The 25,097-nt window shown below is 45.1% G+C and carries 24 protein-coding genes; 9 read left to right on the top strand and 15 right to left on the bottom strand.

All coding sequences use genetic code 11. The features are described from left to right. Positions 1-46 precede the first annotated feature (46 nt). Positions 47-808: a tetratricopeptide repeat protein gene (locus ACFFJH_RS09580; protein ID WP_390211940.1), complete on the top strand. Its 762-nt coding sequence runs from the start codon at positions 47-49 to the stop codon at positions 806-808. A 205-nt stretch (positions 809-1,013) separates the two neighbouring features. Further along, entirely contained in the window at positions 1,014-1,712 is a 699-nt protein-coding gene (locus tag ACFFJH_RS09575; RefSeq protein ID WP_390211938.1) for a hypothetical protein, read from the top strand. A 153-nt stretch (positions 1,713-1,865) separates the two neighbouring features. Here the strand turns inward: ACFFJH_RS09575 and cgtA are convergent, their stop codons facing one another. The 4 genes from cgtA to ACFFJH_RS09555 form a co-directional block, all read right to left on the bottom strand. Then, the gene (cgtA, locus tag ACFFJH_RS09570) at positions 1,866-2,975 is read right to left on the bottom strand and encodes an Obg family GTPase CgtA (RefSeq protein WP_390211937.1); all 1,110 of its coding nucleotides are present in this window, start codon (positions 2,973-2,975) and stop codon (positions 1,866-1,868) included. Between the two features lie 342 nt (positions 2,976-3,317). Next, complete coding sequence (rpmA, locus tag ACFFJH_RS09565; protein WP_390211935.1) at positions 3,318-3,575, bottom strand: 50S ribosomal protein L27; 258 nt, start codon at positions 3,573-3,575, stop codon at positions 3,318-3,320. A gap of 51 nt (positions 3,576-3,626) precedes the next feature. Beyond that, positions 3,627-3,938: a 50S ribosomal protein L21 gene (gene rplU, locus ACFFJH_RS09560; RefSeq protein WP_189346156.1), complete on the bottom strand. Its 312-nt coding sequence runs from the start codon at positions 3,936-3,938 to the stop codon at positions 3,627-3,629. A gap of 202 nt (positions 3,939-4,140) precedes the next feature. Further along, complete coding sequence (locus ACFFJH_RS09555; RefSeq protein ID WP_390211933.1) at positions 4,141-5,091, bottom strand: glycosyl hydrolase family 18 protein; 951 nt, start codon at positions 5,089-5,091, stop codon at positions 4,141-4,143. A 284-nt stretch (positions 5,092-5,375) separates the two neighbouring features. Here ACFFJH_RS09555 and ispB point away from each other — a divergent pair, with 284 nt between their 5' ends. The 7 genes from ispB to ACFFJH_RS09520 all read left to right on the top strand — a co-directional run bounded on the left by ispB (position 5,376) and on the right by ACFFJH_RS09520 (position 12,292). After that, positions 5,376-6,434, top strand: coding sequence for an octaprenyl diphosphate synthase (gene ispB / locus ACFFJH_RS09550; protein WP_390211931.1), 1,059 nt, complete (start codon positions 5,376-5,378; stop codon positions 6,432-6,434). A gap of 231 nt (positions 6,435-6,665) precedes the next feature. Further along, on the top strand, positions 6,666-8,393 hold the full coding sequence (gene pilB, locus ACFFJH_RS09545) for a type IV-A pilus assembly ATPase PilB (RefSeq protein ID WP_390211929.1): 1,728 nt from the start codon (positions 6,666-6,668) through the stop codon (positions 8,391-8,393). A 13-nt stretch (positions 8,394-8,406) separates the two neighbouring features. Then, positions 8,407-9,645, top strand: a complete 1,239-nt coding sequence (locus ACFFJH_RS09540; RefSeq protein WP_390211927.1) for a type II secretion system F family protein — start codon at positions 8,407-8,409, stop codon at positions 9,643-9,645. Then, positions 9,645-10,511, top strand: coding sequence for a prepilin peptidase (locus ACFFJH_RS09535; protein WP_390211925.1), 867 nt, complete (start codon positions 9,645-9,647; stop codon positions 10,509-10,511). The genes ACFFJH_RS09540 and ACFFJH_RS09535 overlap by 1 nt, the downstream gene beginning before the upstream one ends. Before the next feature lies 1 nt (position 10,512). Next, complete coding sequence (coaE, locus tag ACFFJH_RS09530; protein ID WP_390211923.1) at positions 10,513-11,133, top strand: dephospho-CoA kinase; 621 nt, start codon at positions 10,513-10,515, stop codon at positions 11,131-11,133. 199 nt (positions 11,134-11,332) lie between these two features. Next, entirely contained in the window at positions 11,333-12,088 is a 756-nt protein-coding gene (gene zapD / locus ACFFJH_RS09525; RefSeq protein ID WP_390211921.1) for a cell division protein ZapD, read from the top strand. Between the two features lie 12 nt (positions 12,089-12,100). After that, positions 12,101-12,292 (top strand): DNA gyrase inhibitor YacG, encoded by a 192-nt coding sequence (locus ACFFJH_RS09520; protein ID WP_390211919.1) that lies wholly within the window; start codon positions 12,101-12,103, stop codon positions 12,290-12,292. Positions 12,293-12,304: 12 nt separating this feature from the next. On the opposite strand, the gene ACFFJH_RS09515 is transcribed toward ACFFJH_RS09520, so the two are convergent. From ACFFJH_RS09515 to ACFFJH_RS09465, 11 genes are all read right to left on the bottom strand, one after another. Further along, positions 12,305-13,861, bottom strand: coding sequence for a sigma-54-dependent transcriptional regulator (locus ACFFJH_RS09515; RefSeq protein ID WP_390211917.1), 1,557 nt, complete (start codon positions 13,859-13,861; stop codon positions 12,305-12,307). Between the two features lie 80 nt (positions 13,862-13,941). After that, positions 13,942-15,285, bottom strand: coding sequence for a D-amino acid dehydrogenase (locus ACFFJH_RS09510; RefSeq protein WP_390212414.1), 1,344 nt, complete (start codon positions 15,283-15,285; stop codon positions 13,942-13,944). A gap of 69 nt (positions 15,286-15,354) precedes the next feature. After that, the gene (gene alr / locus ACFFJH_RS09505; RefSeq protein ID WP_390211915.1) at positions 15,355-16,482 is read right to left on the bottom strand and encodes an alanine racemase; all 1,128 of its coding nucleotides are present in this window, start codon (positions 16,480-16,482) and stop codon (positions 15,355-15,357) included. A 376-nt stretch (positions 16,483-16,858) separates the two neighbouring features. Continuing rightward, complete coding sequence (gene ruvB, locus ACFFJH_RS09500; protein ID WP_390211913.1) at positions 16,859-17,926, bottom strand: Holliday junction branch migration DNA helicase RuvB; 1,068 nt, start codon at positions 17,924-17,926, stop codon at positions 16,859-16,861. A 16-nt stretch (positions 17,927-17,942) separates the two neighbouring features. Beyond that, positions 17,943-18,524, bottom strand: coding sequence for a Holliday junction branch migration protein RuvA (ruvA, locus tag ACFFJH_RS09495; RefSeq protein ID WP_390211911.1), 582 nt, complete (start codon positions 18,522-18,524; stop codon positions 17,943-17,945). 267 nt (positions 18,525-18,791) lie between these two features. Further along, the gene (locus ACFFJH_RS09490) at positions 18,792-19,733 is read right to left on the bottom strand and encodes a CysB family HTH-type transcriptional regulator (protein WP_390211909.1); all 942 of its coding nucleotides are present in this window, start codon (positions 19,731-19,733) and stop codon (positions 18,792-18,794) included. Positions 19,734-19,742: 9 nt separating this feature from the next. Beyond that, positions 19,743-20,825, bottom strand: a complete 1,083-nt coding sequence (locus tag ACFFJH_RS09485) for a sulfate/molybdate ABC transporter ATP-binding protein (RefSeq protein WP_390211908.1) — start codon at positions 20,823-20,825, stop codon at positions 19,743-19,745. 157 nt (positions 20,826-20,982) lie between these two features. Continuing rightward, positions 20,983-21,867, bottom strand: a complete 885-nt coding sequence (gene cysW, locus ACFFJH_RS09480) for a sulfate ABC transporter permease subunit CysW (protein WP_390211907.1) — start codon at positions 21,865-21,867, stop codon at positions 20,983-20,985. After that, positions 21,867-22,721, bottom strand: a complete 855-nt coding sequence (gene cysT / locus ACFFJH_RS09475; RefSeq protein WP_390211906.1) for a sulfate ABC transporter permease subunit CysT — start codon at positions 22,719-22,721, stop codon at positions 21,867-21,869. Before cysT ends, cysW begins: the two co-directional genes overlap by 1 nt. 135 nt (positions 22,722-22,856) lie before the next feature. After that, the gene (locus ACFFJH_RS09470; RefSeq protein ID WP_390211904.1) at positions 22,857-23,729 is read right to left on the bottom strand and encodes an EAL domain-containing protein; all 873 of its coding nucleotides are present in this window, start codon (positions 23,727-23,729) and stop codon (positions 22,857-22,859) included. 332 nt (positions 23,730-24,061) lie between these two features. Continuing rightward, positions 24,062-25,066: a sulfate ABC transporter substrate-binding protein gene (locus ACFFJH_RS09465; protein WP_390212412.1), complete on the bottom strand. Its 1,005-nt coding sequence runs from the start codon at positions 25,064-25,066 to the stop codon at positions 24,062-24,064. Between the last annotated feature and the right edge of the window lie 31 nt (positions 25,067-25,097).

Genomic DNA, 25,097 nt, shown 5'->3' with positions numbered 1-25,097 from the left:
AGAAGTCTAAGTAAAACTCAGTTACATTTTAATTCTATAATTAATAATGAATAAAATAATTAAAGGGGTATTCATCATGAAAAAAACTTTACTGCCCAACTTCTTACTACTTCTAGCAATTGTAAGTCCAACTTTCGCAAATGCCCAAAATACATCTGCCGCGGACTACTACGATAATCGCTTTGGCACGATACGTTCGAATGGCGAGATAGTTGGCATGAGTTCGCCAGCGAGTTTTAGAGCAAAAGCAGATTTGTTTGATGCAAAAACACAATACTCAATGGCAGTTGAATTCGAGCTTGGAAAGACAGTTAAACGCAATTTAAAAGAGGCTCTGTTTTGGTATTCAAAATCCGCAGAATTGGGGAATCCACTTGCACAGATGGCTTTAGCTAGGATGTACGACTTCGGAATCGGTGTAGAAAAAAACCAGATCACAGCTAGTAACTATTATGAAGCCGCAGCAAAAAATGGCTTGAATGAAGCGCAATATAATCTGGGAGTGATGTATGCAACCGGTGAAGGACGTGAACAGGACTTCGAAAAAGCGGCTACTTGGTACGAAATCGCTTCACAGCATGGATTTGCCAAAGCACAATACAATCTCGCCTTATTATATTTGTATGGCAAAGGTGTACCGACGGATCTATCAATGGCTTACAAATGGCTGTCTATTGCAAAACACGATCCCAATTCAAAAGAACAAGCAGAAAGAAGCCTGCAATTAATTGAGCCACACTTAAACCCAGAACAAATTGCTAATGCGGCAAAGTTAATCGATCAGTGGCAATTAAAGACAAGCAACTAGACGTGTTGTTTTAATAAAAATTAAGATCAGGCGGGATTCTATGCAAAACTTCAATTTCATGGTATTGACACATAATTCTCACTTTAGAACATCTAAAATGTACTCCAAAAGGTGGTCAAAACTAAATATTTTCAGCATCATATTGCTAAGCCACATTCTGATTTTTACTTTATTAATTAAACAGAATCACCATGCTGTTTATCCCATGAGCGAACACGCAAAGACAGTCACAATTTTTGATCTATCACTAGGCTCACTATTGGAAAAGACGAATAAGAAAAGCGCTTCCCGCGACATAGTAGACGACGCTAGCTCACAGAGAATTGAAAACAACGCTGAACATTACAATCCCAATCATGATTTAACACACGCAAAGATTGAAAAAAAATCGATCGAACCATTTATATTAGAAAGACCTGTCGAAATATCACCAGTGGAATTAAATTCTCAACAACCTACCAGGTTACCCATCAATAGTGACATCACTGAACTAGAGCTAAACTCAAGAATCAATCAAGTTCCAGTACCAGATACTAATGAAGAACCAAACAAAGAATTACGAATTGGGGAACTCAATAACAACATTATTGAAATATTGCAATTAGGAAGCAGTAAAGGCGCATATTCAATTCCCAACCTATCTAATCAAAGCGAACGACTTACTTTCCGTGTTGAAGTTGGGGATTTCCCAGACATAGAAACTGCAATTATTAACCATATAATTTCCCATATACGTAACTCATATTCAAAAGAGATCTTATGGAATTCAAAAGTTAAGGCTCGCGTAGTCAAGTTATCTATGTCGCCAAAAGATCATATTGCTCTTGAAAAATTCTTAAGGGCTGAGATATTCGGCACGAACCGTGGAAAAGACTATTCCCACTGGGATAGATCCAAGTTTTGAAAGCGTCAATTCCCACTCGATACAAAGTAAATTTACTTCAGATACAAACCCATTTTCGTCAAAAAAAAAGAGCCGAACAAGTCGGCTCTTTTTCACATCTAAAACAACTCGATAGAATAAAAATGAATTGAATTGAATCGATCGATCAATCGATTAATCAATCACTTTAAAACGCGGATCATCTGGGTCAATCGACAAAATCCCTTGCGCTTCTTCTTTCATTTGGGTTTCTTGCGAACGCTGTTCTGCTGTGCGCTTTTCTTCCAAATGTACATAAATATCATTCACCAGAGCTTGGCAGCCTTCATGGTTCAATGCAGAGATTTCAAATACAGGGCCTTTCCAGCCGAAGCGTTTGACGAAATCTTTAACGCGTTTTTTGCGATCATCTTCACTCAATACATCAAGCTTGTTCAGTACTAACCAGCGCGGTTTGTCTGCCAGTGTTTCATCGTATTTTTGTAACTCTTTGATCAAAGCTTTCGCATCTTTAACCGGATCTGCGCCTTCATCAAATGGTGCCAAATCAACGATATGCAACAGCAAACCAGTACGTTGTAAATGCTTCAAAAATTGTACGCCAAGACCTACACCATCCGCTGCACCTTCGATCAAACCTGGAATGTCGGCGATCACGAAACTCTTTTCGTGGCTGACACGTACCATGCCCAAGTTAGGATGCAAAGTGGTAAATGGATAATCGGCGATTTTCGGACGAGCATTCGATACCGCAGTAATGAAAGTCGACTTACCGGCATTCGGCAAACCCAATAAACCTACATCGGCCAAGACTTTTAATTCAAGTTTAAGTTCGCGACGTTCGCCTTCTTTACCATCGCTACGTTGACGCGGTGCTCGATTAGTTGATGATTTGAAATGGATATTACCCCAACCACCTTCGCCACCACGGGCCAATAAGACTTCTTGGCCGTGCTCGGTAATGTCGGCAATGACTTCATCAGTATTGCGATCTACGATTAGAGTGCCGACTGGCATACGCAAACGAATATCGTCCGCGCCTTTGCCGTAGCAATCGGCGCCACGACCATTTTCACCGTCTTTGGCTTTATGTAATTTGGAGTAGCGGAAGTCAACTAGTGTATTGATGTTGCGATCGCCGACCGCATAAATGCTACCGCCTTTGCCGCCATCACCACCATCGGGGCCGCCAAATGGACGGAATTTTTCACGGCAGAAAGAGGCAACACCGTTGCCGCCATCACCTGCAATGACTTCGATTCTTGCTTCGTCAATAAATTTCATGTTTTGCCGCCTAAACGAAAGGGCTTTTCAGCCTTGAATCCCAGTCTTTCTTTTTGGTGGCATCTTGCTAAATCTAGACGCGCTTAAACACCGAACACTGGGCGATTACGAATTGAGAGTCTGAACGAGCTATTGTGCTGTTTTAACTCTTTAGCAGCAATAGACAATGTTCTAAGACAAGATAAGCTAATTGACTAAGGCCAATAGCATCGATGATCACCTTGACCATCAAAATTCACGCAAAACCTATCAGTCTCGCGGATATTCTGGAAACTAAAAAGGCTCTACCTATGGCAGAGCCTCTTTTTAAGCTTACGCTTACAGCAAGTTGTCAGCTTAAAATTAAGCAGCAACAACCGTAACTGTTTGACGCTTCAACGCGCCTTTGATTGCAAATTGTACTTTGCCTGTTACCAGAGCGTACAAAGTGTGATCTTTACCCATACCAACGCCTTCGCCTGCGTGTACACGTGTGCCGCGTTGACGAACGATGATACCGCCAGCATTGATAGCTTGGCCGCCGTAAACTTTAACGCCTAAGCGTTTTGACTCTGAGTCACGGCCGTTGCGCGTGGTGCCGCCGCCTTTTTTATGTGCCATTTAATAGCTCCTTGAAATCTAATGAATTTGCTTTATTTCTGAACGATTGTATTAACCGTTGATAGAAACGATTTGCAGTTCAGTGTAGTTTTGGCGATGACCTTGGCGCTTTTGGTAATGCTTACGACGACGCATTTTGAAAATGCGAACTTTGTCGTGACGACCGTGGTCGATTACCTTAGCCAGCACCGTAGCACCTGCGACCAATGGAGTACCAAATTTAATGGTTTCTCCAGCACCCATAGCGAGTACTTGATCAATGGTGATTTCGGAGCCAATGTCTGCAGGTATCTGTTCTACTTTAAGTTTTTCACCAGCGACAACTTTATATTGTTTGCCACCGGTTTTTATGACCGCGTACATGTGAAACCTCATCAAATAAATAATAGGGATTCCCAAGAGCTTCTTACTGACATCATCAACAAAAAATCAAGGGAACTGCGGATTATACATAGGTTGCTGAGACAGGTCAAAGATTTCTGCATAAATTTTCAGCAGGCTTAACTGCCCCATATGCCTCCACAACAAGAATAAGTAGACTTATCTACAACTAAATTTACAAGCACTATGGCGAGCTACGTGCAGTTTGCTTTGGAACCCGACGTAGCTGCGCAATCTCAATCCAAAGCGCCTTACTACGCCATGGCACAGCAGCCAGTTGCAAATCCCACAATGCAATCCCTACGCCCAGCTTTTTGGCTTCCTGCAAATGCGCCGAAATACCAGAACCCATACCACCTTCACCCCAGCTATCTAACCAAGTTGGCATGCCCATCACAATTTGATCTTTACGAAAACCAGACTTAAGTCCGTAAGCCAATTGCCAACTATATTTAAAAATTGCGGCACCACCTTCACAAATTGCCTGCCCATCTGGTGTAAAGCTAGCCGTGCTACCTTCATAAAGATCCTGATATCCCATACTATGAATCGCATCAACTTGCCCGCGCCAATCTTCCCACCAACGCATATTCGGCGCATTAGCACAGGGACTATGAAAACTATCAATAGTTAGTAATTTATTCTCTTTTTTCAACGCTCTACTTAAATCACGCACAAATTGAGCGTAAGCAGTTCTATCATCATCAAGCTGGCCTTCACCTTCCAAATCTAGATCAATCCCATCTAAGTCAAATTGCCGCATGGTCGCGATTAAAGATTTGGAGAATTCTTTGGGATAATCTTTAAATGCGCGCTTTGCCAAAGCCCAATCCCATTTATTGATCACTTGTGAATTGTTATAAACCGTCAACAGGACTTTGATCTTGCGCGCCTTCAGCCAGGTGATAACTTGCCGAACTTCTGTGACTTGCAACAACTTGCCTTCCTTATTGATGGGTGCAAACACCAAGGACCTACCGTCGGCCGATGGATTCCAAAATTGCAGCCCAACCCGACTCAAGCCCGACAAGATATGCGATTCTTGCTGCAGAGCTTGCATTGATTTTTCAAGTCCATAAGCAGGAATCCAACCCATCACTTGCGGCTTTTGCGCACTAGCACTTGGCGATAACATAAGCATCCCTATGAGCGCTAGCATAGAAAAAATTAAAGCGTTGTGCTTGAAATGCAAACGATACGTCGCCATAGATACATGCTCTCAAAAATAATGGAGATCAAACTGTGGCGGTATTACCAACCACGCAGAGAGCACGATTCTGCGGTAATTCAAGATGAAATCAATTGGGGTTTTAACTTATTAGGGGGAAAGGCATCTCTTTAAATCAGCACAAAAATTGAGTGCAAACGGCTCTTTTTGTCTCAGCTTGCTCTGTCATCGTATAATTACGCCAAATTTACATGCAATTTACGTCCAATCAACGTCAGATTCATATCAAATTCATACCGCATTTTAATTTGCTTTTGCAGGATATCCCCTTGTCTGCCACGCCCAATCAAAACACTATCAATCAGTTAATCGCGCCAGACATGGATGCGGTTAATCATGTCATTCGCCAACAATTACATTCCGACGTTGCCCTAGTCAGTCAAATCTCGGAATACATCATTAATGCTGGCGGCAAGCGTATTCGCCCGGTATTAGTGCTATTGATGGCAAACGCTTATGGCTATCAAGGCAAACATCACTATGATCTGGCTGCCATCGTAGAATTTATTCATACCGCAACATTGCTGCATGACGATGTCGTAGATGAATCCTCCATGCGCCGCGGGCGACAAACCGCCAATGCCTTGTTTGGGAATGCCGCTTCCGTTCTGGTCGGCGATTTCTTGTATTCGCGTGCATTTCAAATGATGGTGTCAATCAACAGTATGCAAATCATGCAAATTTTGGCGGATGCCACCAATGTGATCGCAGAAGGTGAAGTACTGCAATTACTCAATATGCATGATCCCGATGTGACCGAAGAACGCTATTTAGAAGTAATACGCTGCAAAACAGCCAAATTGTTTGAGGCTGCCGCAGAAATTGGCGCCTTAATTAGCGGCGCCACAGCAACCCAAATCGCCGCCGCGGGTGAATATGGTCGCTCTTTAGGCACCGCTTTTCAATTAATCGACGATGTACTCGACTACTCTGGCGTAGCGGAAGAGATAGGCAAGAATGTGGGCGATGATTTGCGAGAAGGCAAACCTACCCTACCTTTAATTTACTTAATGAAACATGGTAGTGAGGAAGAGCGGCAATTGGTTAAGACTTGCATAGAAGAAGGCGACGAATCAAAGTTCGATGCCATTCTCAAAGCGATTACGCAATCTGGCGCGCTGGCCTACACCAAAACTGAAGCAGATAAAGCCGCAACTCGTGCCTCACAAGCCATCGTTGACTTGCCAGACTCTGCTTATAAACAAGCACTGATGGATTTAGCTTTTTTAGCGGTCAATCGGAATCACTAATTCAAAGATAAACCAAACAATCATAAAAACTAAAAATAAACTACCCAAGTTTAATGTCCGATGATTGATAGTATTTTTAAGAAATTCATGAAACTTTGAGAAGTGGAACGAATAGACCGTTTTCAATACCACGCTTTGTGTCTCACAAGTAAGATGCCTGTTTACAAAAGTCTCACTTAGTTGCATTATCACAAAGCATTCGATGGTCTAACTTATTTCCGATAGAAAACTATGTCAGCTGTTCCACCAAATTCGACACCTAGCCTTCCCGCTTCAGGCTTAGCACGCGCCTTAGCGCAAGCAAATTTGGTATCGCCAGCGCAGATTGACGCGATACAAAAAAAGACGCAAATCGATAAAAGTCCGTTTTTAGATGCATTAATTCAAAGTGGCGCAGTCAACGCGCGAGATTTAGCGACTTTTTGTTCTGAAACCTTTGGCTATCCGCAAATTGATTTATCGGTATTCGATGAATCCATGTTACCGGACAAGGTAATCGATGCCAAAATGATGCAATCACAAAAAGTGGTTGCACTTTCAAAAAAAGCCAACAAAGTATCAGTCGCAATTTCAGATCCAACCAATACTGTTGCTATTGATCAAATAAAGTTCCAAACGGGTTTAAGTGTCGATCTCGTAATTGTCCAGCACGACGCGCTCACCAAGTTAATCGATAAGTTAACTAAGTCGTCAGAGCAAACCATTACCGATATGGCCGGTGATGAGTTCGAATTGGAATTCAAAGAAGAAGATTTGAATGCGGGTGTCGTTGACACCCAGGCAGCAGAAATTGACGATGCGCCTATCGTTAAATTTTTACAAAAGATGTTGATTGATGCGATCAACATGGGTGCATCCGACTTGCATTTCGAGCCATATGAAAAATTTTACCGAATTCGTTTCCGCGTTGACGGAGAACTACGGGAAATTGCACAACCCCCATCGGCAATTAAAGACAAACTCGTTTCACGGATTAAGGTTATCTCAAAACTCGATATTTCTGAGAAACGCGTGCCACAAGATGGACGTATGAAATTAGTGCTGTCAGCGAACAAAGCCATTGATTTCCGTGTCAGCACCTTGCCGACGCTGTTCGGTGAAAAAATCGTTATGCGTATTTTGGATGGCTCGCAAGCGCAAATGGGTATCGATGCGCTTGGTTATGATCCAGACCAAAAAGAGATACTGATGGATGCGATTCACCGTCCTTACGGCATGGTGTTGGTCACGGGTCCTACAGGTTCTGGTAAGACAGTCTCACTTTACACCTGCTTAAATGTGATTAACAAACCGGGCATTAATATTTCGACAGCGGAAGACCCTGCCGAGATTAATTTACCCGGTGTCAATCAAGTGAATATCAATGATCGCGCTGGCTTGACCTTCCCAGTCGCGCTAAAGTCCTTCTTGCGTCAAGATCCAGACATTATCATGGTCGGTGAGATTCGAGACTTGGAAACTGCCGATATTGCGATTAAAGCTGCGCAAACGGGGCACATGGTGTTCTCGACTTTGCATACCAATGATGCGCCATCCACTTTAACGCGTCTGATGAATATGGGCGTAGCGCCATTTAACATTGCGTCCTCAGTCATTTTAATTACGGCACAACGTCTGACTCGCCGCCTGTGCTCATGTAAAAAACCAGTTGAAATCATTGATGAGGTATTAATCGCAGCAGGCTTTTTAGATGAAGAACTTGACGGTACGTGGAAGCCTTACGGCCCCGTTGGCTGCGAACGTTGCAATGGTTCTGGCTATAAAGGGCGAGTAGGTATTTATCAAATTATGCCGATCACCGAAGCCATTGAGAAAATCATTTTGGCCAATGGAACCTCATTAGAAATCCGCAAACAATCAGAATCGGAAGGTGTCAAAGGCTTGCGTCGCTCCGGCCTGCAAAAAGTACGTCAAGGCTTAACTAGCTTAGAGGAAGTCCTCGGCTGCACTAACGAATAATTATAGGAAAAGTATGGCAACGACGTCAAAAAGCAAACCAGTCGCCAAACCGGGACAAGTTAAAGAATTCTTATACTCATGGGAAGGCAAGGATCGCCAGGGCAAAAAGGTCACTGGCGAAATGCGTGCAGGCGGCGAAACTATCGTTGCAGCAACCATACGCCGTCAAGGCATAGTAGTCGTAAAAATTAAGAAGAAAAGCTATAGTTCCGGTAAGAAAATTACTGACAAAGATATCACTTTATTCACGCGCCAATTGGCAACGATGATGAAAGCCGGTGTCCCGCTACTGCAATCATTCGATATTGTAGGTAAAGGTCACGCCAATCCCTCCGTTTCAAAATTATTGCTAGATATTCGTGCAGACATTGAAACAGGTACCAGCTTAAATCAAGCATTTAGAAAATACCCTTTGTACTTTGACCCACTGTTTTGTAATCTTGTCGGTGCTGGTGAACAAGCTGGTATTTTGGAAGACTTGCTAACCCGACTCGCGATCTACAAAGAAAAAACGCTGGCGATTAAAGGCAAAATCAAATCTGCACTGACTTACCCTATCGCGATTCTATCCATCGCATTCATTGTTACTGCCGTTATTATGATTTGGGTGGTACCAGCATTTAAGAGCGTATTCGAAAGTTTTGGTGCGGATTTGCCTGCGCCGACAGTTATGGTCATGGCCATATCGGATTACTTTGTCAAAAATTGGTATTTGATTTTTGGTGGCTTAGGTGCCGCTATTTATTTCTTCTTCCAAACCTGGCAGCGATCTTTGGAAATGCAAAGATTCATGGACAGGACTTTACTGCAAGCGCCGATATTCGGCGATGTTATCCGCAAAGCAACGATAGCCCGTTGGACTCGCACCTTAGCAACTATGTTTGCGGCAGGTGTTCCTTTAGTGGAAGCATTGGACTCTGTCGGTGGTGCAGCAGGTAACGCAGTCTACCTTGATGCCACCATCAAAATTCAAACAGAAGTCACCACCGGTACTAGCCTAACTGTGGCTATGCAAAACGCAAATGTGTTTCCAAGCCTTGTGACACAAATGGTCGCCATCGGTGAAGAATCAGGTGCACTGGATGCGATGCTAGGAAAAGTAGCTGACTTCTACGAAGATGAAGTCGATGAAGCGGTCGCTGCACTCTCCAGCTTGATGGAACCGATGATTATGGTGATTCTTGGTGTGGTCATTGGTGGTCTCGTGGTCGCGATGTACTTGCCAATTTTCAAATTGGGCTCGGTGGTGTAATGATCGACCTGATTTTCTTTACTGAACCTGGGAACGTCATCAGCGCCATAATTCTGGGCGTCCTTGGCTTGCTGATAGGTAGTTTTTTAAATGTCGTAATCTATCGACTCCCCAAGATGATGCAAAGGGAGTCGGACAATTATGTCGCGCATGAATCCGGTAAAGAGCTTCCGCATCCTGAACGCTATAATTTAATTTTGCCGCGTTCAGCCTGCCCGCATTGCGGACATCAGATTACCGCGCTTGAGAATATACCGGTGATTAGTTATTTGGTGATCGGTGGCAAATGCTCGTCCTGTAAAGCGCCAATCTCAAAACGCTACCCTATCATCGAGGCAATTACGGGGGTATTGTCTACCTTTATGATCTGGCATTTTGGCAGCGGTCTAGCTGGCCTTGGTGCGATGGTATTTGTTTGGTTCTTAGTCGCGATGACCTTTATTGATGCCGACACACAATTACTTCCTGACGACCTTACACTCCCTCTGTTGTGGGGCGGTTTATTATTAAATATCTTTAGTACCTTTACCTCCCTTGAGAGTGCGGTCATCGGCGCAGCTGCAGGATATCTGTCTCTGTGGGCGGTGTATTGGTTATTTAAGTTAGCCACAGGCAAAGAAGGTATGGGCTACGGCGATTTTAAGCTGCTAGCGGCACTCGGCGCTTGGATGGGTTGGAGTATGTTGCCTTTAATCATTCTGTTGTCATCTGCGGTCGGCTCCCTCATCGGGATATCAATGATCGCTCTGGGTAAATTAGGCAAAGGAAAACCCATACCATTCGGTCCTTACCTAGCAATCGCTGGTTTAATCGCTTTAGTCTGGGGAAAAATTCTGACCAATCAATATCTAGGCATGATCTCCTGAAATGCAAACGAAGGGATTTAGCATAGGCTTGACTGGAGGCATAGGCAGTGGCAAAACAACCGTCGCCAATATGTTCGCTGAATTGGGCGCCACCATCATTGATACCGACCTCATCGCGCACCAATTGAGTCAAAAGAATGGCGCTGCAATTCCCTCGATTGCACAGCACTTTGGCGCGGAATTTATCAATAGTGATGGCGCCATGGACAGAAACAAAATGCGAGAATTGGTCTTTTCTGATGCTCAGGCAAAGAAACAATTAGAAAGCATCTTGCATCCCTTGATTCGTCAACAATGTGAGATGGCTGCAACTCACATTACTAGCAAAACCAACTATCCGATTTTTGTCGTGCCCCTACTAATTGAATCTGAAGACTGGCGCCAAAAAGTTCAACGTATTTTGGTGGTTGATTGTGACCAAGAGACACAGATCACACGAGTAATGCAGCGCAACCATCTTGAACGAACACAAGTTTTAAAAATCATGGCCGCCCAAGTCAGCAGGGAAAAACGTCTGGCGCATGCTGACGATGTAATCAATTCAATGGCTGATTTGTCGCAAGTACACAGCGAAGTAGAACGACTTCATAAAAAATATCTGAATATTGCAATTTCAGGCTAAACAAACGCAAGCAATGTTTGTAATTTTTCGCCGCTTGGTTCAGAATCACGTGAAGATTATTTAAAGCTTATTTTTAGCGTATTGGTAGTTCAGTTTAAGGCTTGGTTTGAAGCCTAGGATCTAGCCTGATTTACTGCTTACTTTATGCAAATAGCGCAGCTAAGGTGCCAATTAGCACCAAATTTACAGGGAATTTATTTTGATCGTCTATGAGTACCCTTTTAACGAGCGCATACGTACTTTATTGCGGTTAGAAGACCTGTACGAGAAATTTTCTTTTTTCTTACATCAATCTGATCCGCTGCAACACCACGTTGCGATCGCCACCATTTTTGAAATGCTCGAGGTAGCAGGTCGAGCCGACTTAAAATCTGATCTATTACAAGAATTGGATCGCCAGAAAAATACCTTGATTGGCTTTAAATCGAATCCCAATGTACAAGCCGACATGTTGGATTTAGTCATCAATGATGTGGAACGTGCGAGCGGTAATTTAATGGCATCAACCGGAAAAACCGGCCAGCATATTCGTGATAACGAATGGTTAATGAGTATTCGTGGCCGCACTATCATTCCTGGTGGCGCCTGTGAATTTGACTTACCCAGTTATCATGCTTGGAAAAAACTTCCTGCGGAAAAACGGTTTGCTGACATTTCTACGTGGTTTGCGCCGATTGCGCCATTATTTGATGCCATTGGCGTGGTATTAAGATTATTGCGAGAATCTGGCGGCACCACCAAAGTCATCGCACAAAGTGGTAGCTATCAACAAATGTTACAAGGCAAAGTATATCAATTATTACGTGTGACTTTACCTCAAGAATTAGGGGCAATTCCCGAAATCTCGGCGAATAAGTACATGCTATGGATACGCATCATGTCGCAAGACGGTGATATGAAACCTAAGCCTTTCGAAGGTGATGTACCTTTTGATCTAACTCTCTGCAATTTCTAATTTATTCATAGTATGGCAACTGTCGTATCCTGCCCCACCTGCGCAGCGAAAGTGGTTTGGTCTCCCGAAAACGCATTTCGTCCTTTTTGTTCGGAACGTTGCAAACAAATTGATTTAGGCGCTTGGGCCGAAGAGAAATACACAATTCCGGCGGTCAATCTACCAGAATATCCTGAGAACCAAGACTTAGGCAATCTGAACTGAGTCGTATCACATCTATTTTTTAGGAATGCCATGCTTGCGCAATTTTGCTGCAATCATTGAATGAGACGTATCTAGTCTCGCGGCTAATTTTCGACTAGATGGAAATTCTTGATACAACTTTGTGAGTAAAGCTGACTCAAATTGATTGACGGAAGCTTCCCAAGTCTCCGCTTCCTCAAATACCACTGTATCCGCCTGCATGGAATCTTCCGCCCAATCCAAATCGGCAGCATCCAACACACGTTGATCCGCCATCGTAATCGCGCGGAAAACCACGTTTTGCAATTGCCTTACATTACCTGGCCAACGGTTATTCAACATTGCCGTGGTAGCAGCTTGATTCAAGCGCGACACGGGCTTTTGCGCTTGCGTACATGCACGTTCAATGAAGTGACGCGCCAATAACAAAATATCGTCGGAGCGTTCACGCAATGGTGGCATTTCTAAATGCAGAACATTCAAACGATAAAACAAATCTTCACGAAAACTTCCCTCTTGCACCATCTTGCGTAGATTCCTATGCGTGGCACTGACGATACGTACATCGACTTGAATTTCTTTGTCGCCGCCTATACGACGGAATTTTCCATCGTTCAAAAATCGTAGCAATTTCGCTTGCAAGTACAAAGACATCTCACCAACTTCATCCAGAAAGACCGTGCCTCCATCGGCCATTTCAAATAAGCCGGGCTTACCGCCGCGATTCGCACCGGTAAAAGCGCCCGCCATATAACCAAACAATTCGCTCTCAGCCAAACTCTCTGGTAATGCAGCGCAATTCAATTCGAGAAACGGCGCATGACTACGTGCACTAACGCCATGGCATGCTTGAGCCAGCAACTCTTTACCCGTTCCCGTTTCACCCGTGATCAACAAAGGCGCATCCACTACAGCAACCCGCGCTGCACGTTTTTTCAATACCCGAATTTGTTCAGAGTCACCGATGATGGCTTCAAAGCCACCAATCTCAGCGCGTGAAATCGCATGTAAACGCTCGCCTATGCGTTTCGGTGCGGTCAGTGTCAGGAGTGCACCAACGGCCTTGCCATCGCTCGCTGTGCCTGCTGATAATGGCTCAAACACGGGCGTGACGTCCATCATAAAAGGTTCACCGTTCAACAAGACTTCGCGTGTCGGCGCACAAAATTCGTTGGCAATTAATTCGTGTTGGATCGTGCTATCTTGCAGCACTTGATATAAGGATTTTTGGCAGAGTTCTTTTTCCGTACAGCGCGCCACTTCGGCTGCGGCGGCATTGGCGATCACGATACGACCTAAAGCATCAATCGCCAGCACTGGGTCTTCCATCACCGCCATGATGGTGTCGAGATTAAGACTGCGACGCATACCCGGCAGAATATCAACGACTTCAATAGTCCCAACACCAGCAACCTGATCACAATCGGCTTGTAAGCTGGCGAGCATGCTTTGCTTTAACTCAGGAATGTCGATATAAATATTTGGCGGATCAACCTCCACCGCTTGCACATTCAAACCCTGACGCGCCAATACCGCGAGAATCTCGTGAGCGATACCGACTCGATCTTCAAAGGGAATATTGACGCGCATGCTTAGACTTTCTTGTTACAGGTTTTATTAAAAAACTAAATCCCCCAATGCCAAGACAATGAGGGATTTTAAATTTCATCTTAAATCGCAATCGGGCGATTCATGCTGCCATAACGATCCATGTACAAGCCCTCGGTCGAGATTGCAGGCTTCTTGCCGGAAATTAAATCCGCAAGGAATTGGCCTGAACCACAAGACATGGTCCATCCCAAAGTACCATGTCCAGTATTTAAGAATAAATTGCGGTATGGTGTAGGGCCAACGATAGGCGTGCCATCCGGCGTCATCGGACGCAAACCAGTCCAGAATTCGGCTTTGCTAACATCGCCACCATGCGGAAATAAATCCGTGACGGAATGCACCAAAGTCTTGCGACGGGACTCACGCAAACGCAAATCGTAGCCTGTAATTTCCGCCGTACCGCCAACGCGAATACGGTCACCTAGACGTGTAATCGCGACCTTGTAGGTTTCATCCATGACCGTCGATTCTGGCGCGCCTGCAGCATCCGTAATCGGCACAGTGATTGAATAACCCTTGATCGGATACACGGGAATCTTAATACCTAATTCGCGCAACAAAATTGGCGAGTAGCTACCCAATGCCAATACGAATTTGTCCGCAGTAAATTGGCCTTTAGAAGTTTGTAGGCTCTTAACTTGGTCGCCTTCGGCAATGATGCGTTCTATGCTGACGCCATACTCAAATTTAACGCCCAAGCCCTCTGCCAACTTCGCCAAATTCTGCGTGAATTTGAAGCAATCGCCTGTTTCATCACCCGGCAAGCGCAAAGCGCCAACGAATTTTTCACGCACATTTTTTAATGCGGGTTCAACCCGTAGGCATTCATCCCCACTCAAAGATTCATACGGCACGCCATAGCGTTTCAGGATATCGATATCGGCTTGTGAACCATCGAGTTGCTGTTGATTGCGGAATAACTGCAAAGTTCCTTGGGTACGTTCATCGTAAGAAATGCCGGTATCTTCACGCAATTGCTGCAAGACGTCACGGCTGTACTGCGCCATGCGCAACATACGGCCTTTATTGATCTCATAACGCTTCGTTGTGCAGTTCATCAGCATCTGGAACACCCAGCGCCACATCGCTGGGTCCATACTTGGACGAATTGCCAATGGACTATGTTCCATCATCAGCCATTTGATCGCCTTCATCGGCACACCTGGGCCAGCCCACGGCGCTGAGTAACCAGGAGAAACTTCACCCGCATTCGCAAAACTCGTTTCCAAGGCAGCGCCGCTTTGACGTTCAATCACGGTGACTTCGTGACCCGCTTTGGCGAGATAATAAGCGGTGGAGGTGCCGATAACGCCTGCTCCCAAGATGACTATTTTCATGTTGTTTTCCAATAAAATATCTGAATGCTTTAATACGAAAAATTCTTTTTTGCCGCGGAGGCGCAGAGTACGCTGAGTGTATTTCTTATAGAACCTCTGCGTTCTCTGCGCCTCTGCGGTTCCAATCCGAATTATTTAATCAACATAATGACGTTGATAGCGCGGACCTAAACTGGTCAAGATTTCATAACCGATGGTGCCGGCGCGTTTCGCAACCTGATCCACCGTGTTATTTGGGCAAATCAAATCTACCAATGCGCCCGAATATAAGAGTTGTGGATCGACATGGCTCACGTTCAAGGTGATCGTATCCATCGACACATTCCCCACCATAGGCACTTCGACACCAGTGATATGCGCAACACCGCAGTTACTTAAACTACGCAGCCAACCATCGGCGTAACCAACCGATACCGTTGCGATCTTAGAGGGTTGCGTAGCACGCCATGTTTTACTGTAACCGACACTCGCGCCCATAGGAATTTCACGAGTTTGAATAATTCGACCTTGCAACTGCACTACCGAATGCATAGGACTAGCCTGTCCTGCAACGGGTGCTACACCGTACAAAGCGGCGCCCGGACGCGCCAAATCGAAATGAAAATCCGTTCCCAAGAAGATGCCAGAGGAATTCGAAAAACTCGCTTTCAAGCCTGGATAGTGCTGCCGTAATTGCGCTAATAAATTTTGAAAGCTCTTCAACTGCATTTGATTCATAGGATCAAGTTGATCTTCTGCGCAGGCCAAATGACTCATGGCGTAACGCACATCAATCCCATCAGTAATACTAAAATCATTCAGCCAAGTGATGAGTTCCGCTTGCGACAAACCCATCCGCGCCATGCCGGTATCAATCTGAATTACCGCTGGTAAATTTTCTTGGCGTTCCTGCGCGAGCTTGCGCCATGCAGCGATTTGATCAAGGCTATTTAAGACAGGCGTACAACCATATTCAATAAACTCCGCTTCGTAACCCACCGGCGAGCCGTGCATGACATAAATCGCCACATCACGTGGAATATGAGCACGCAAACTAATCGCTTCTTCCAGTTGCGCAACAAACAAATGACGACAACCTTCATCCACCAAAGCCTTAGAGACGGGAATCGCGCCCAAGCCGTAAGCGTCGGCTTTTACTGCGGCACCGCAGGCAGCCTTGCCCAAGCGCCCTTGCAAATAACGGTAATTCGCACGAAGTGCACGTAAATCGATCGTCAGTAGCGCCCCAGCGCGCCCTGCTTCTTGCAGCATACTTTGCAGCATAGCAACCTCAAAAAATCATCAACTGCAGTGAAATAGCAATTGCCATGCCAAGTTTTTCAGGTAATACACGCCTAGCAAAATCAATGACTTAGCAATACAAGCGAGAATTCTAACAGAATAGACTGTATCGAAATAAATACAAGAAGAAATTTTTGGTGTCGAGAAAGTTCGACGTATAGAGGAGAACTAGAGAAAATAGGCAATCTGTAATATTTTCAATACAGAGTACGGATTACAATACACTGTAAATTCTTCGCAATTGAAGAATCTAAGACTAGAAAGCCGTCAGCCAAATTCAGTCAACGGCAGACAAAGAGAATTTTATGTGCAAAGAAATCGCCACATACCTCAAATCAGACAAAACAAGGTTGTCGAACTATGCTCCCCACAAATCGCCATTCGGATTCGTGCGCGGAGCAGTAAGCCCGAAATGCTCATACGCACTAGCCGTCGCGATACGTCCGCGTGGTGTGCGTTGTAAGTAGCCTTGTTGAATCAGATAGGGCTCTAGAACGTCCTCGATGGTATCGCGCTCTTCGCCGATTGCTGCGGCGACATTATCTAAGCCGACTGGACCACCACCAAACTTGAACAAGATCGCTTCCAGTAATTTTCTGTCCATCAAATCAAAACCAACTGCGTCGACATCCAGCATTTTTAGAGCAGCATCCGCCATGGCTTTGGTAATTTCGCCATTGCCTTTGACTTGCGCATAGTCGCGTACGCGGCGCAACAAGCGATTGGCAATCCGCGGCGTACCGCGCGCACGCTTGGCAATTTCAAATGCACCATCATCTTTGATCGGCACTTCAAGCAAAGACGCCGAACGGGTCACGATACGGCTTAATTCTTCCGAAGTATAAAACTCCAAGCGCGCCACGATACCGAAACGATCCCGCAAAGGATTGGTTAACATCCCCGCGCGCGTGGTTGCACCGACCAAAGTAAAAGGTTGCAAATCGAGTTTGACTGAACGTGCTGCAGGCCCTTCACCGATCATAATGTCGATTTGATAGTCTTCTAAAGCGGGATACAAAATCTCTTCCACCACGGGGGAAAGGCGGTGAATTTCATCAATGAACAACACGTCATTCGCTTCTAAGTTCGTCAACAAAGCTGCCAAATCACCCGCTCGCTCCAACACGGGGCCCGATGTTTGACGCAAATTCACTCCCATCTCGCGCGCGATAATATGCGCCAAGGTGGTCTTACCCAAACCAGGTGGGCCGAATAACAAAGTATGATCGAGTGCTTCTTTGCGCTGACGTGCGGCACCGATAAAGATCTCTAGCTGATCACGGATTTTTTCTTGACCTACATATTCATCAAGTTGCTTGGGACGTAGGGCACGTTCGATCGCTTCTTCATTGGGTGAAGTTGGCGTCGCCGCGATGATGCGCGTGTCGATGACTTGCGAAGTCAAATTGTCGGTTTGTATGCTCATATGGTTCTACTTATATTTAACTCTTCGACAAAGCTTTCAAAGCAGCCTTTATGCCATCGGACACGCCTGATCCTGCTGGCACCAATTTCAATGCGGCCAAGGCTTCTTTGTCAGAATAACCAAGCGCCAATAAGGCATTCAAAATATCCGAACTATGATCGCCCGCAGCGGCAGCCACACCAGCCGCACCCAGATCAGCGCCCAGCTTTCCTTTAAGCTCTAACAACAAACGCTCTGCGGTTTTCTTGCCAATGCCAGGCACTCGCGTTAAGCGCCCTGCTTCTTGCAAAGTAATTGCCTGCGACAAATCGGCCACCGACATTCCCGACAAAATGGATAAAGCGGTACGCGCACCGACGCCACTGATTTTGATTAGCTGTTTGAAAGTTGCGCGCTCTTCGGCAGTACCAAAACCAAACAAAACATGCGCATCTTCGCGAATCGCCAAATGCGTCAGTAAAGCTACCTTCTCGCCCAGTGCAGGCAAATTATAGAAAGTGCTCATGGGCACATCGATTTCATAGCCAACGCCTTGGCAATCAACGAGGATTTGCGGTGGATTCTTTTCGATCAGGGTTCCGGCGATACGACCTATCATGCTGGGCTTTCGTACTGTATAAATAAACAGTAATAGTAAACTATTCTCAGTAGAATGACGAGGAAAGTGTCAGCACAAATAAAAAATCAACTAAAAACCAAGCCTAGTCTACGGACCTGCCAACTGAAACCCAATTCTACATGTTCAGTGCTTAGGCAAAAAAGGAGAAAGCCCTTTTTAGCTTTCTCCTTTTTTGTACAAACACGGCATCATGAGGAAGCCATCCAAACCCTATTCCTAATGCTAACTATCACTCCTACTCAATCGCTACGCCTCTTGTTCAACTAATGCGGCACGTATTTCTTCCCGACTCAAACTTGGTGCAAATTTTTGTATGAAATCATAAGTATAAGCGCGCAGATAAGCGCCGCGCCTAACTGCTAATCGCGTGACATTGGATTGAAACAAATGACTGGCCGAAATAGTACGCAAACCTTGTGCACGTTGATTTTCATTTCCTGTTTCTATCGCCATGGAAGCAACCAAACCGACACCTAATCCCAGCGCGACATATTGTTGAATGACGTCGGAGTCCATCGCAGTTAACACGATGTCAGTACGCAAGCCTGCTTGTTTAAAGGCTTCATCAATATGGCCACGGCCAGTAAAACCAAGGTCGTAGGTAATTAAAGGAAACTTTGCCAAATCTTCTAGACTTAACTGCGGCTTTGCTAATAAAAGGTGACCATCAGGCACTACCACCACGTGATTCCATTCATAACAAGGGAAGGAAACCAAATCTTTAAAAGCAGACAAGCCTTCAGTTGCAATCCCTATATCTGCTTTACCGGATAAAACCCACTCAGCAATATGTTCTGGCGCACTCTGTTGTAGCGCAATACGAACTTCAGGAAAAGCCAATCGAAATTGCTGTACTACTTTGGGCAGCACGTAGCGCGCTTGCGTGTGAGTCGTTGCTATCGCTAGCGTGCCACGTGCCTGATCCGAATAATCATTGCCGGCCTGACGCAGGTTTTCAGCTTCTAGCAACAGTCTTTCGATGATAGGTAAGATGCCCTTACCGGGTTCCGTCAAACCAGTCAATCGCTTACCGTTTCGTTCAAAAATATCGACGCCTAATTCTTCTTCTACTTCGCGTATCTGACGACTGACGCCCGGTTGTGACGTGTATAAAACATTCGCCACTTCAGTTAAGTTATAACCGCAGCGACAAGCTTCGCGGATAGAGCGTAATTGTTGAAAGTTCATATAGTTTCCTTAAGTGCCTGCATTTTCGGCGATGTTTTCAACAAACACATGTAAACGTCTTGGCTTCACCACCAAGGCTTCGCCCACTTGCAGATTTAAATGCACAGCACGCTCGGTACTAATCATGGCTTCGACGATTTGTCCGTTATCTTCACGCACCAATTCCAATTGAGCCAGTGGTCCTATGCCATGCAAGCGGCGTAGCTTAACCACCAGACCTGTGGCACCTGCGGTATAACGGTCAATATCAAGTTCATGCGGACGCACATAACCAGTACCTACCGCATCCCGAGTTTCAGCATGACCCGGCGCATCAAAGGCAACACCGTCCGCATCCAAAATACCTTCATGCACACGACCATGAAACAAATTCACATTCCCCAAAAATCCATACACAAAGGGAGTAGCCGGATGCTGATACACCTCATTCGGCGCTCCCACTTGCTCGACTTTGCCGCGATTCATCACCACAATCTGATCTGCAACTTCTAGCGCTTCTTCTTGATCGTGCGTGACAAAAATACTGGTCACATGCAACTCGTCATGTAAGCGTCGCAACCACCGCCGTAATTCTTTACGCACTTTCGCATCAAGTGCGCCGAACGGTTCATCCAATAACAAAACGCGTGGTTCAACAGCCAATGCACGCGCCAAAGCAATACGCTGACGCTGGCCACCTGAGAGTTGAGGTGGGTAACGATCAGCCAGCCAATCGAGTTGTACCAATTCCAATAACTTAGTCACTTTTTCTTTAATCTGTGCTTCGTTAGGACGCACATGACGTGGTTTTACACGCAAGCCAAACGCAATATTTTCAAAGATCGTCATATGCTTAAACAGCGCATAATGTTGAAACACAAACCCCACCTGACGCTCACGCACATGTTGGTTCGACGCGTCTTCGCCATCCAGCAAAACCTGACCGCTATCGGCATATTCCAAGCCAGCGATAATGCGCAGCAAAGTCGTTTTGCCGCAGCCGGACGGCCCTAATAAAGCAGTCAGTTCACCGTTCGGAAAATCTAAAGACACATTATCTAAGGCAGTGAAATTGCCAAAACGTTTTTGCAATTGATTGACAGCGATGCTCATGGTGTTCTCTCTAAAAATTTCTGTATTACTTAATCTTGCTTAATAATTGATACGAAGCATAAACAGCATTTGTAGGGCGGGTGCAACCCGCGCCGCACTTCGGTCGATTTCGCTTACGTCACCTTCTGGCGGCGCGGGTTGCACCCGCCCTACTTAATTACTCCTGCGGAATACGCTGACGCGATTCATCCGTCTTCCATTCAACAATCGTCTTCAAAGCCAGTGTCACTAAAGCCAATAGCGTCAACAAGGAGGCAACCGCAAAAGCCGCAGTAAAGTTATATTCGTTGTACAAAATTTCGACTTGCAAAGGCATGGTATTGGTCTCGCCACGAATATGACCTGAGACTACAGACACCGCGCCAAACTCACCCATGGCACGGGCATTACACAAGATCACGCCGTACAACAAACCCCATTTAATATTCGGCAAGGTCACATGCCAAAAGGTTTTCCAACCCGATGCACCGAGCACCAGAGCGGCCTCTTCTTCCTCACTACCTTGGGCCTGCATCAAAGGTATCAACTCACGGGCAACGAAAGGAAAGGTGACAAAAATCGTTGCTAACACTATGCCTGGCACCGCGAACAAAATCTTAATATCATGCTCGCGCAACCATTCACCAAACCAGCCTTGTGCACCAAATAGCAGCACATAAATCAGACCAGAAATAACCGGCGAAACAGAGAACGGCAGATCAATCAAAGTGAGTAAAACATTCTTGCCACGAAATTCAAATTTCGCAATCGCCCACGCGGCCGCCACCCCGAAAATCAAATTCAGAGGAACCGAAATACCCGCAGCAATCAGCGTTAATTTAATCGCGGATAAGGCATCAGGCTCCTGTATCGCCGCCAGATAAACACCCCAACCTTTACGCAAAGCTTCGGAAAAAACCGCTACTAATGGAATAAACAAAAACAAGGTAACAAAAGCCAAGGCCAAGCCCAGCAATAGAACTCTGACCCATACAGGTTCCAGAGTCGCTTGCAATTGCACAGGTGGCTCTACCGGTTTCAACTTCAAAGTCTGTCCACTCATTATTCTCTCCCCGCAGTTTGACGACGACGCGTCCAGGCTTGCAATGCATTAATCGTCAATAGCAAAATAAAGGAAATAATCAACATCACGACGGCGATTGCGGTGGCACCAGCGTAATCGTATTGTTCAAGTTTAGTAATCATGAACAACGGCGTGATTTCAGAAATCATAGGCATATTGCCTGCGATAAAAATCACCGATCCGTATTCTCCGGTAGCGCGTGCAAAGGCAAGTGCAAATCCGGTTAACACAGCTGACAAAATGGTAGGAAAAATCACACGCACAAAAGTCTGCCAATGGCTAGCGCCTAAGCTGATTGCGGCTTCTTCTAATTCTTTTTCCGCTTCTTCCAAAACTGGCTGCACGGTACGAACAACGAAGGGCAAACCGATAAAGATGAGAGCGACTAAAACACCAAGCGGTGTGTACGCCACTTTGATACCCAGCGGTACGAGCAACTTGCCTAACCAACCATTGGGTGCATATAAAGTCGCCAAAGTAATACCCGCAACGGCGGTCGGCAAAGCAAACGGTAAATCGACAAAAGCATCAATGAGGCGCTTACCAGGGAACTTGTAACGCACCAAAACCCAGGCCAAGATGCCGCCGAATATCACATTAATAAAAGCAGCTAACAAAGACACACCAAAGGTCAAGCGATAGGACGCCATCACGCGTTCAGAAGTAACGGTATGCCAGAAAGCCTCCCAAGTCATGGTGAAGGTCTTAATGAAAACCGCGGACAGTGGAATCAGAACAATTAAGCCTAGATAAAACAGGGTAAATCCCACCGATAAGTGAAAGCCAGGAATAACCCGCCTCGCCTTCGCCAGATTTTTTGAAAGAAATGCCATGCGACGCCTTTATTACAGATTTAACTATAGATGTCGCATGATTACATAATCACGTTATATGGAAAACGATTTTTTTTACATTTTCATAGTCAATTTCCGCATAAGAAAAAAGCGGCGGATCTTCTCAAACCTATCTCAACACAAACACTGTTGAGACTGACCATCAGCGTCGTCCAAGCGCCGTGTGCGAGACCGAGATTTGAGCATGGTACCGGTCAAATCAGATCGGGCAATATCGATAGCATTTCCTTGAATTGCAAATAAGTAGCCAGAATCCAAGAAGCTTGGCAAACGCCCAAGTGCCTGTACGCTATCTATTTTACGTAGCACAATCAAACAATTTTGTAGCTCAGCTTGGCGCAGTAAATCTTCAAATAACCAAGCATCTTTATCTACCAGATTGCTCTCTACATTGAGCTTCACTACTTCGGGATGTACACGTTCCAATAAATCAAACGCCTGCTCTATGTTTTGCGCATGCACCGCGATGCGAAAGCCGTTTCGTTTATAGTTTTCTGCGACATGTGTTATGACCCAGCGCTGGGTCGGAGAGATAACAGGTAACTGTAAAACAATGTGTTTCTGAGGAATATCCAGAGTCTTCAATACCCGGTGAAATGCGGCGCCGTGATTACCTGCTACTGCGGTCAACAAACGTTTATGAACATTCAAATATAAATCACAATTTTCTGTGGATGTCTGGCGAAAAAAATTGATTACATGAAGCAGACGGCACAAACGATCAAGCTCCACAGATTCATCATCAGTCGTCGCATGTTCCAGCAATTTCAATATACTCAGTCCCTGATCATTCACCGAAAAAGTTCGAACGAAGGCTTCATGACCCAATAAATTTAAATTGTCACTTGACCGTATTGGCTGAAACACACTGCTCAAACGAGCATTGAAAAATCGTGCGGTCACACGTCCATCTGTGCCAGAAAACAGCTTACTCCCACTCTGAGTTTGTAAGCCTTCAAGATAATGATGTAGTCCTGCATAAGTCATCTTTATGTCCTTTAAATAAGTTAATTCAGAACAGCTTAAAAGATGGCACGGTAAAAACAAACGAAGTTATTTGTGCTTACATAGACGATTTATGCGCTTCATTTGAAACAAAAAAAAGCGCGACATTTACAATATTCTCCAGAGAAAAATTCCGGAAATATTCTAAAGTCGCGCCACACCAAGATCATGACTTAGCTCATTTTCATACAATCTTTGGGGGGAGAGATTTAATGAAAAACTTGCTGTAAAAAAGGGCATCAATCTTCCAATAAAAATAGTTGGGGGACTATTCGATACCAGAAAATACAGGCCATTTATGTAGGGAATAAAAATTACTTTGCTTGATAAATTTGATCAAATACACCACCATCAGAAAAATGATCCTTTTGTGCTTTACTCCAACCACCAAACACCTCATCAATCTTAAACAAATTCACCTTCGCAAATTGTCCAGCATATTTCTTTACTGCGCGCTCTGATGTTGGGCGATAAAAATGCTTGCCGATAAGGTCTTGCGCTTCTTCTGTGTAAAGATAGTTCAGATAAGCCTCAGCGACTTTACGTGTACCACGCTTGTCTACGGTTTTATCGACTACAGTCACTGGCGGTTCAGCCAAAATACTTAAGGTCGGCGTGACAATTTGTAATTTATCGGCTCCAAATTCTTTCAATGCCAGATAGGCCTCATTTTCCCAAGTGATCAACACATCACCGATACCGCGCTCAGAAAAAGTGACAGTCGATCCGCGCGCACCAGAATCCAGCACCGGCACATTTCTGTATAATTTCTGCACAAAATCTTTAGCACTTGCGGCATTACCGGCTTTTTGTTGCAGAGCGTAACCCCATGCCGCCAAATAATTCCAGCGCGCACCACCTGATGTCTTTGGATTGGGGGTGATCACCGCAACGCCGGGCTTGATTAAATCGCCCCAATCTTTAATTGCTTTAGGATTTCCCTTGCGCACCAAGAACACAATCGTAGAAGTATAAGGTGAGGCGTTATGTGCCAAACGTTTTTGCCACGCTTTATCAAGCAATCCCTTCTCTGCAACAGCATCAATGTCGTAGGCTAAAGCCAAGGTCAACACATCTGCCTCCAAACCATCAATCACCGCACGCGCCTGCTTGCCAGAGCCGCCATGAGATTGTTTGATACTCAGTTTATCTCCTGTTTTAGATAACCAATACTTGGCAAATCCTGCATTCACATCTTGATATAACTCGCGAGTTGGATCATAAGAAACATTAAGTAAAGTCAAGTCAGCAGCCTGCGCCGTCGACGTCAATACAGTTGTACTTACAATCAAAGCTAGTGTTATTTTTTTCAATAGGATCATGTTCTGCTTTACTCCATACAAATAGTGG

This window comes from Affinundibacterium danionis, assembly GCF_042432465.1.
Classification (GTDB): domain Bacteria; phylum Pseudomonadota; class Gammaproteobacteria; order Burkholderiales; family Burkholderiaceae_D; genus Undibacterium; species Undibacterium danionis.
This window is presented reverse-complemented; position numbering and strand designations above follow the sequence as displayed.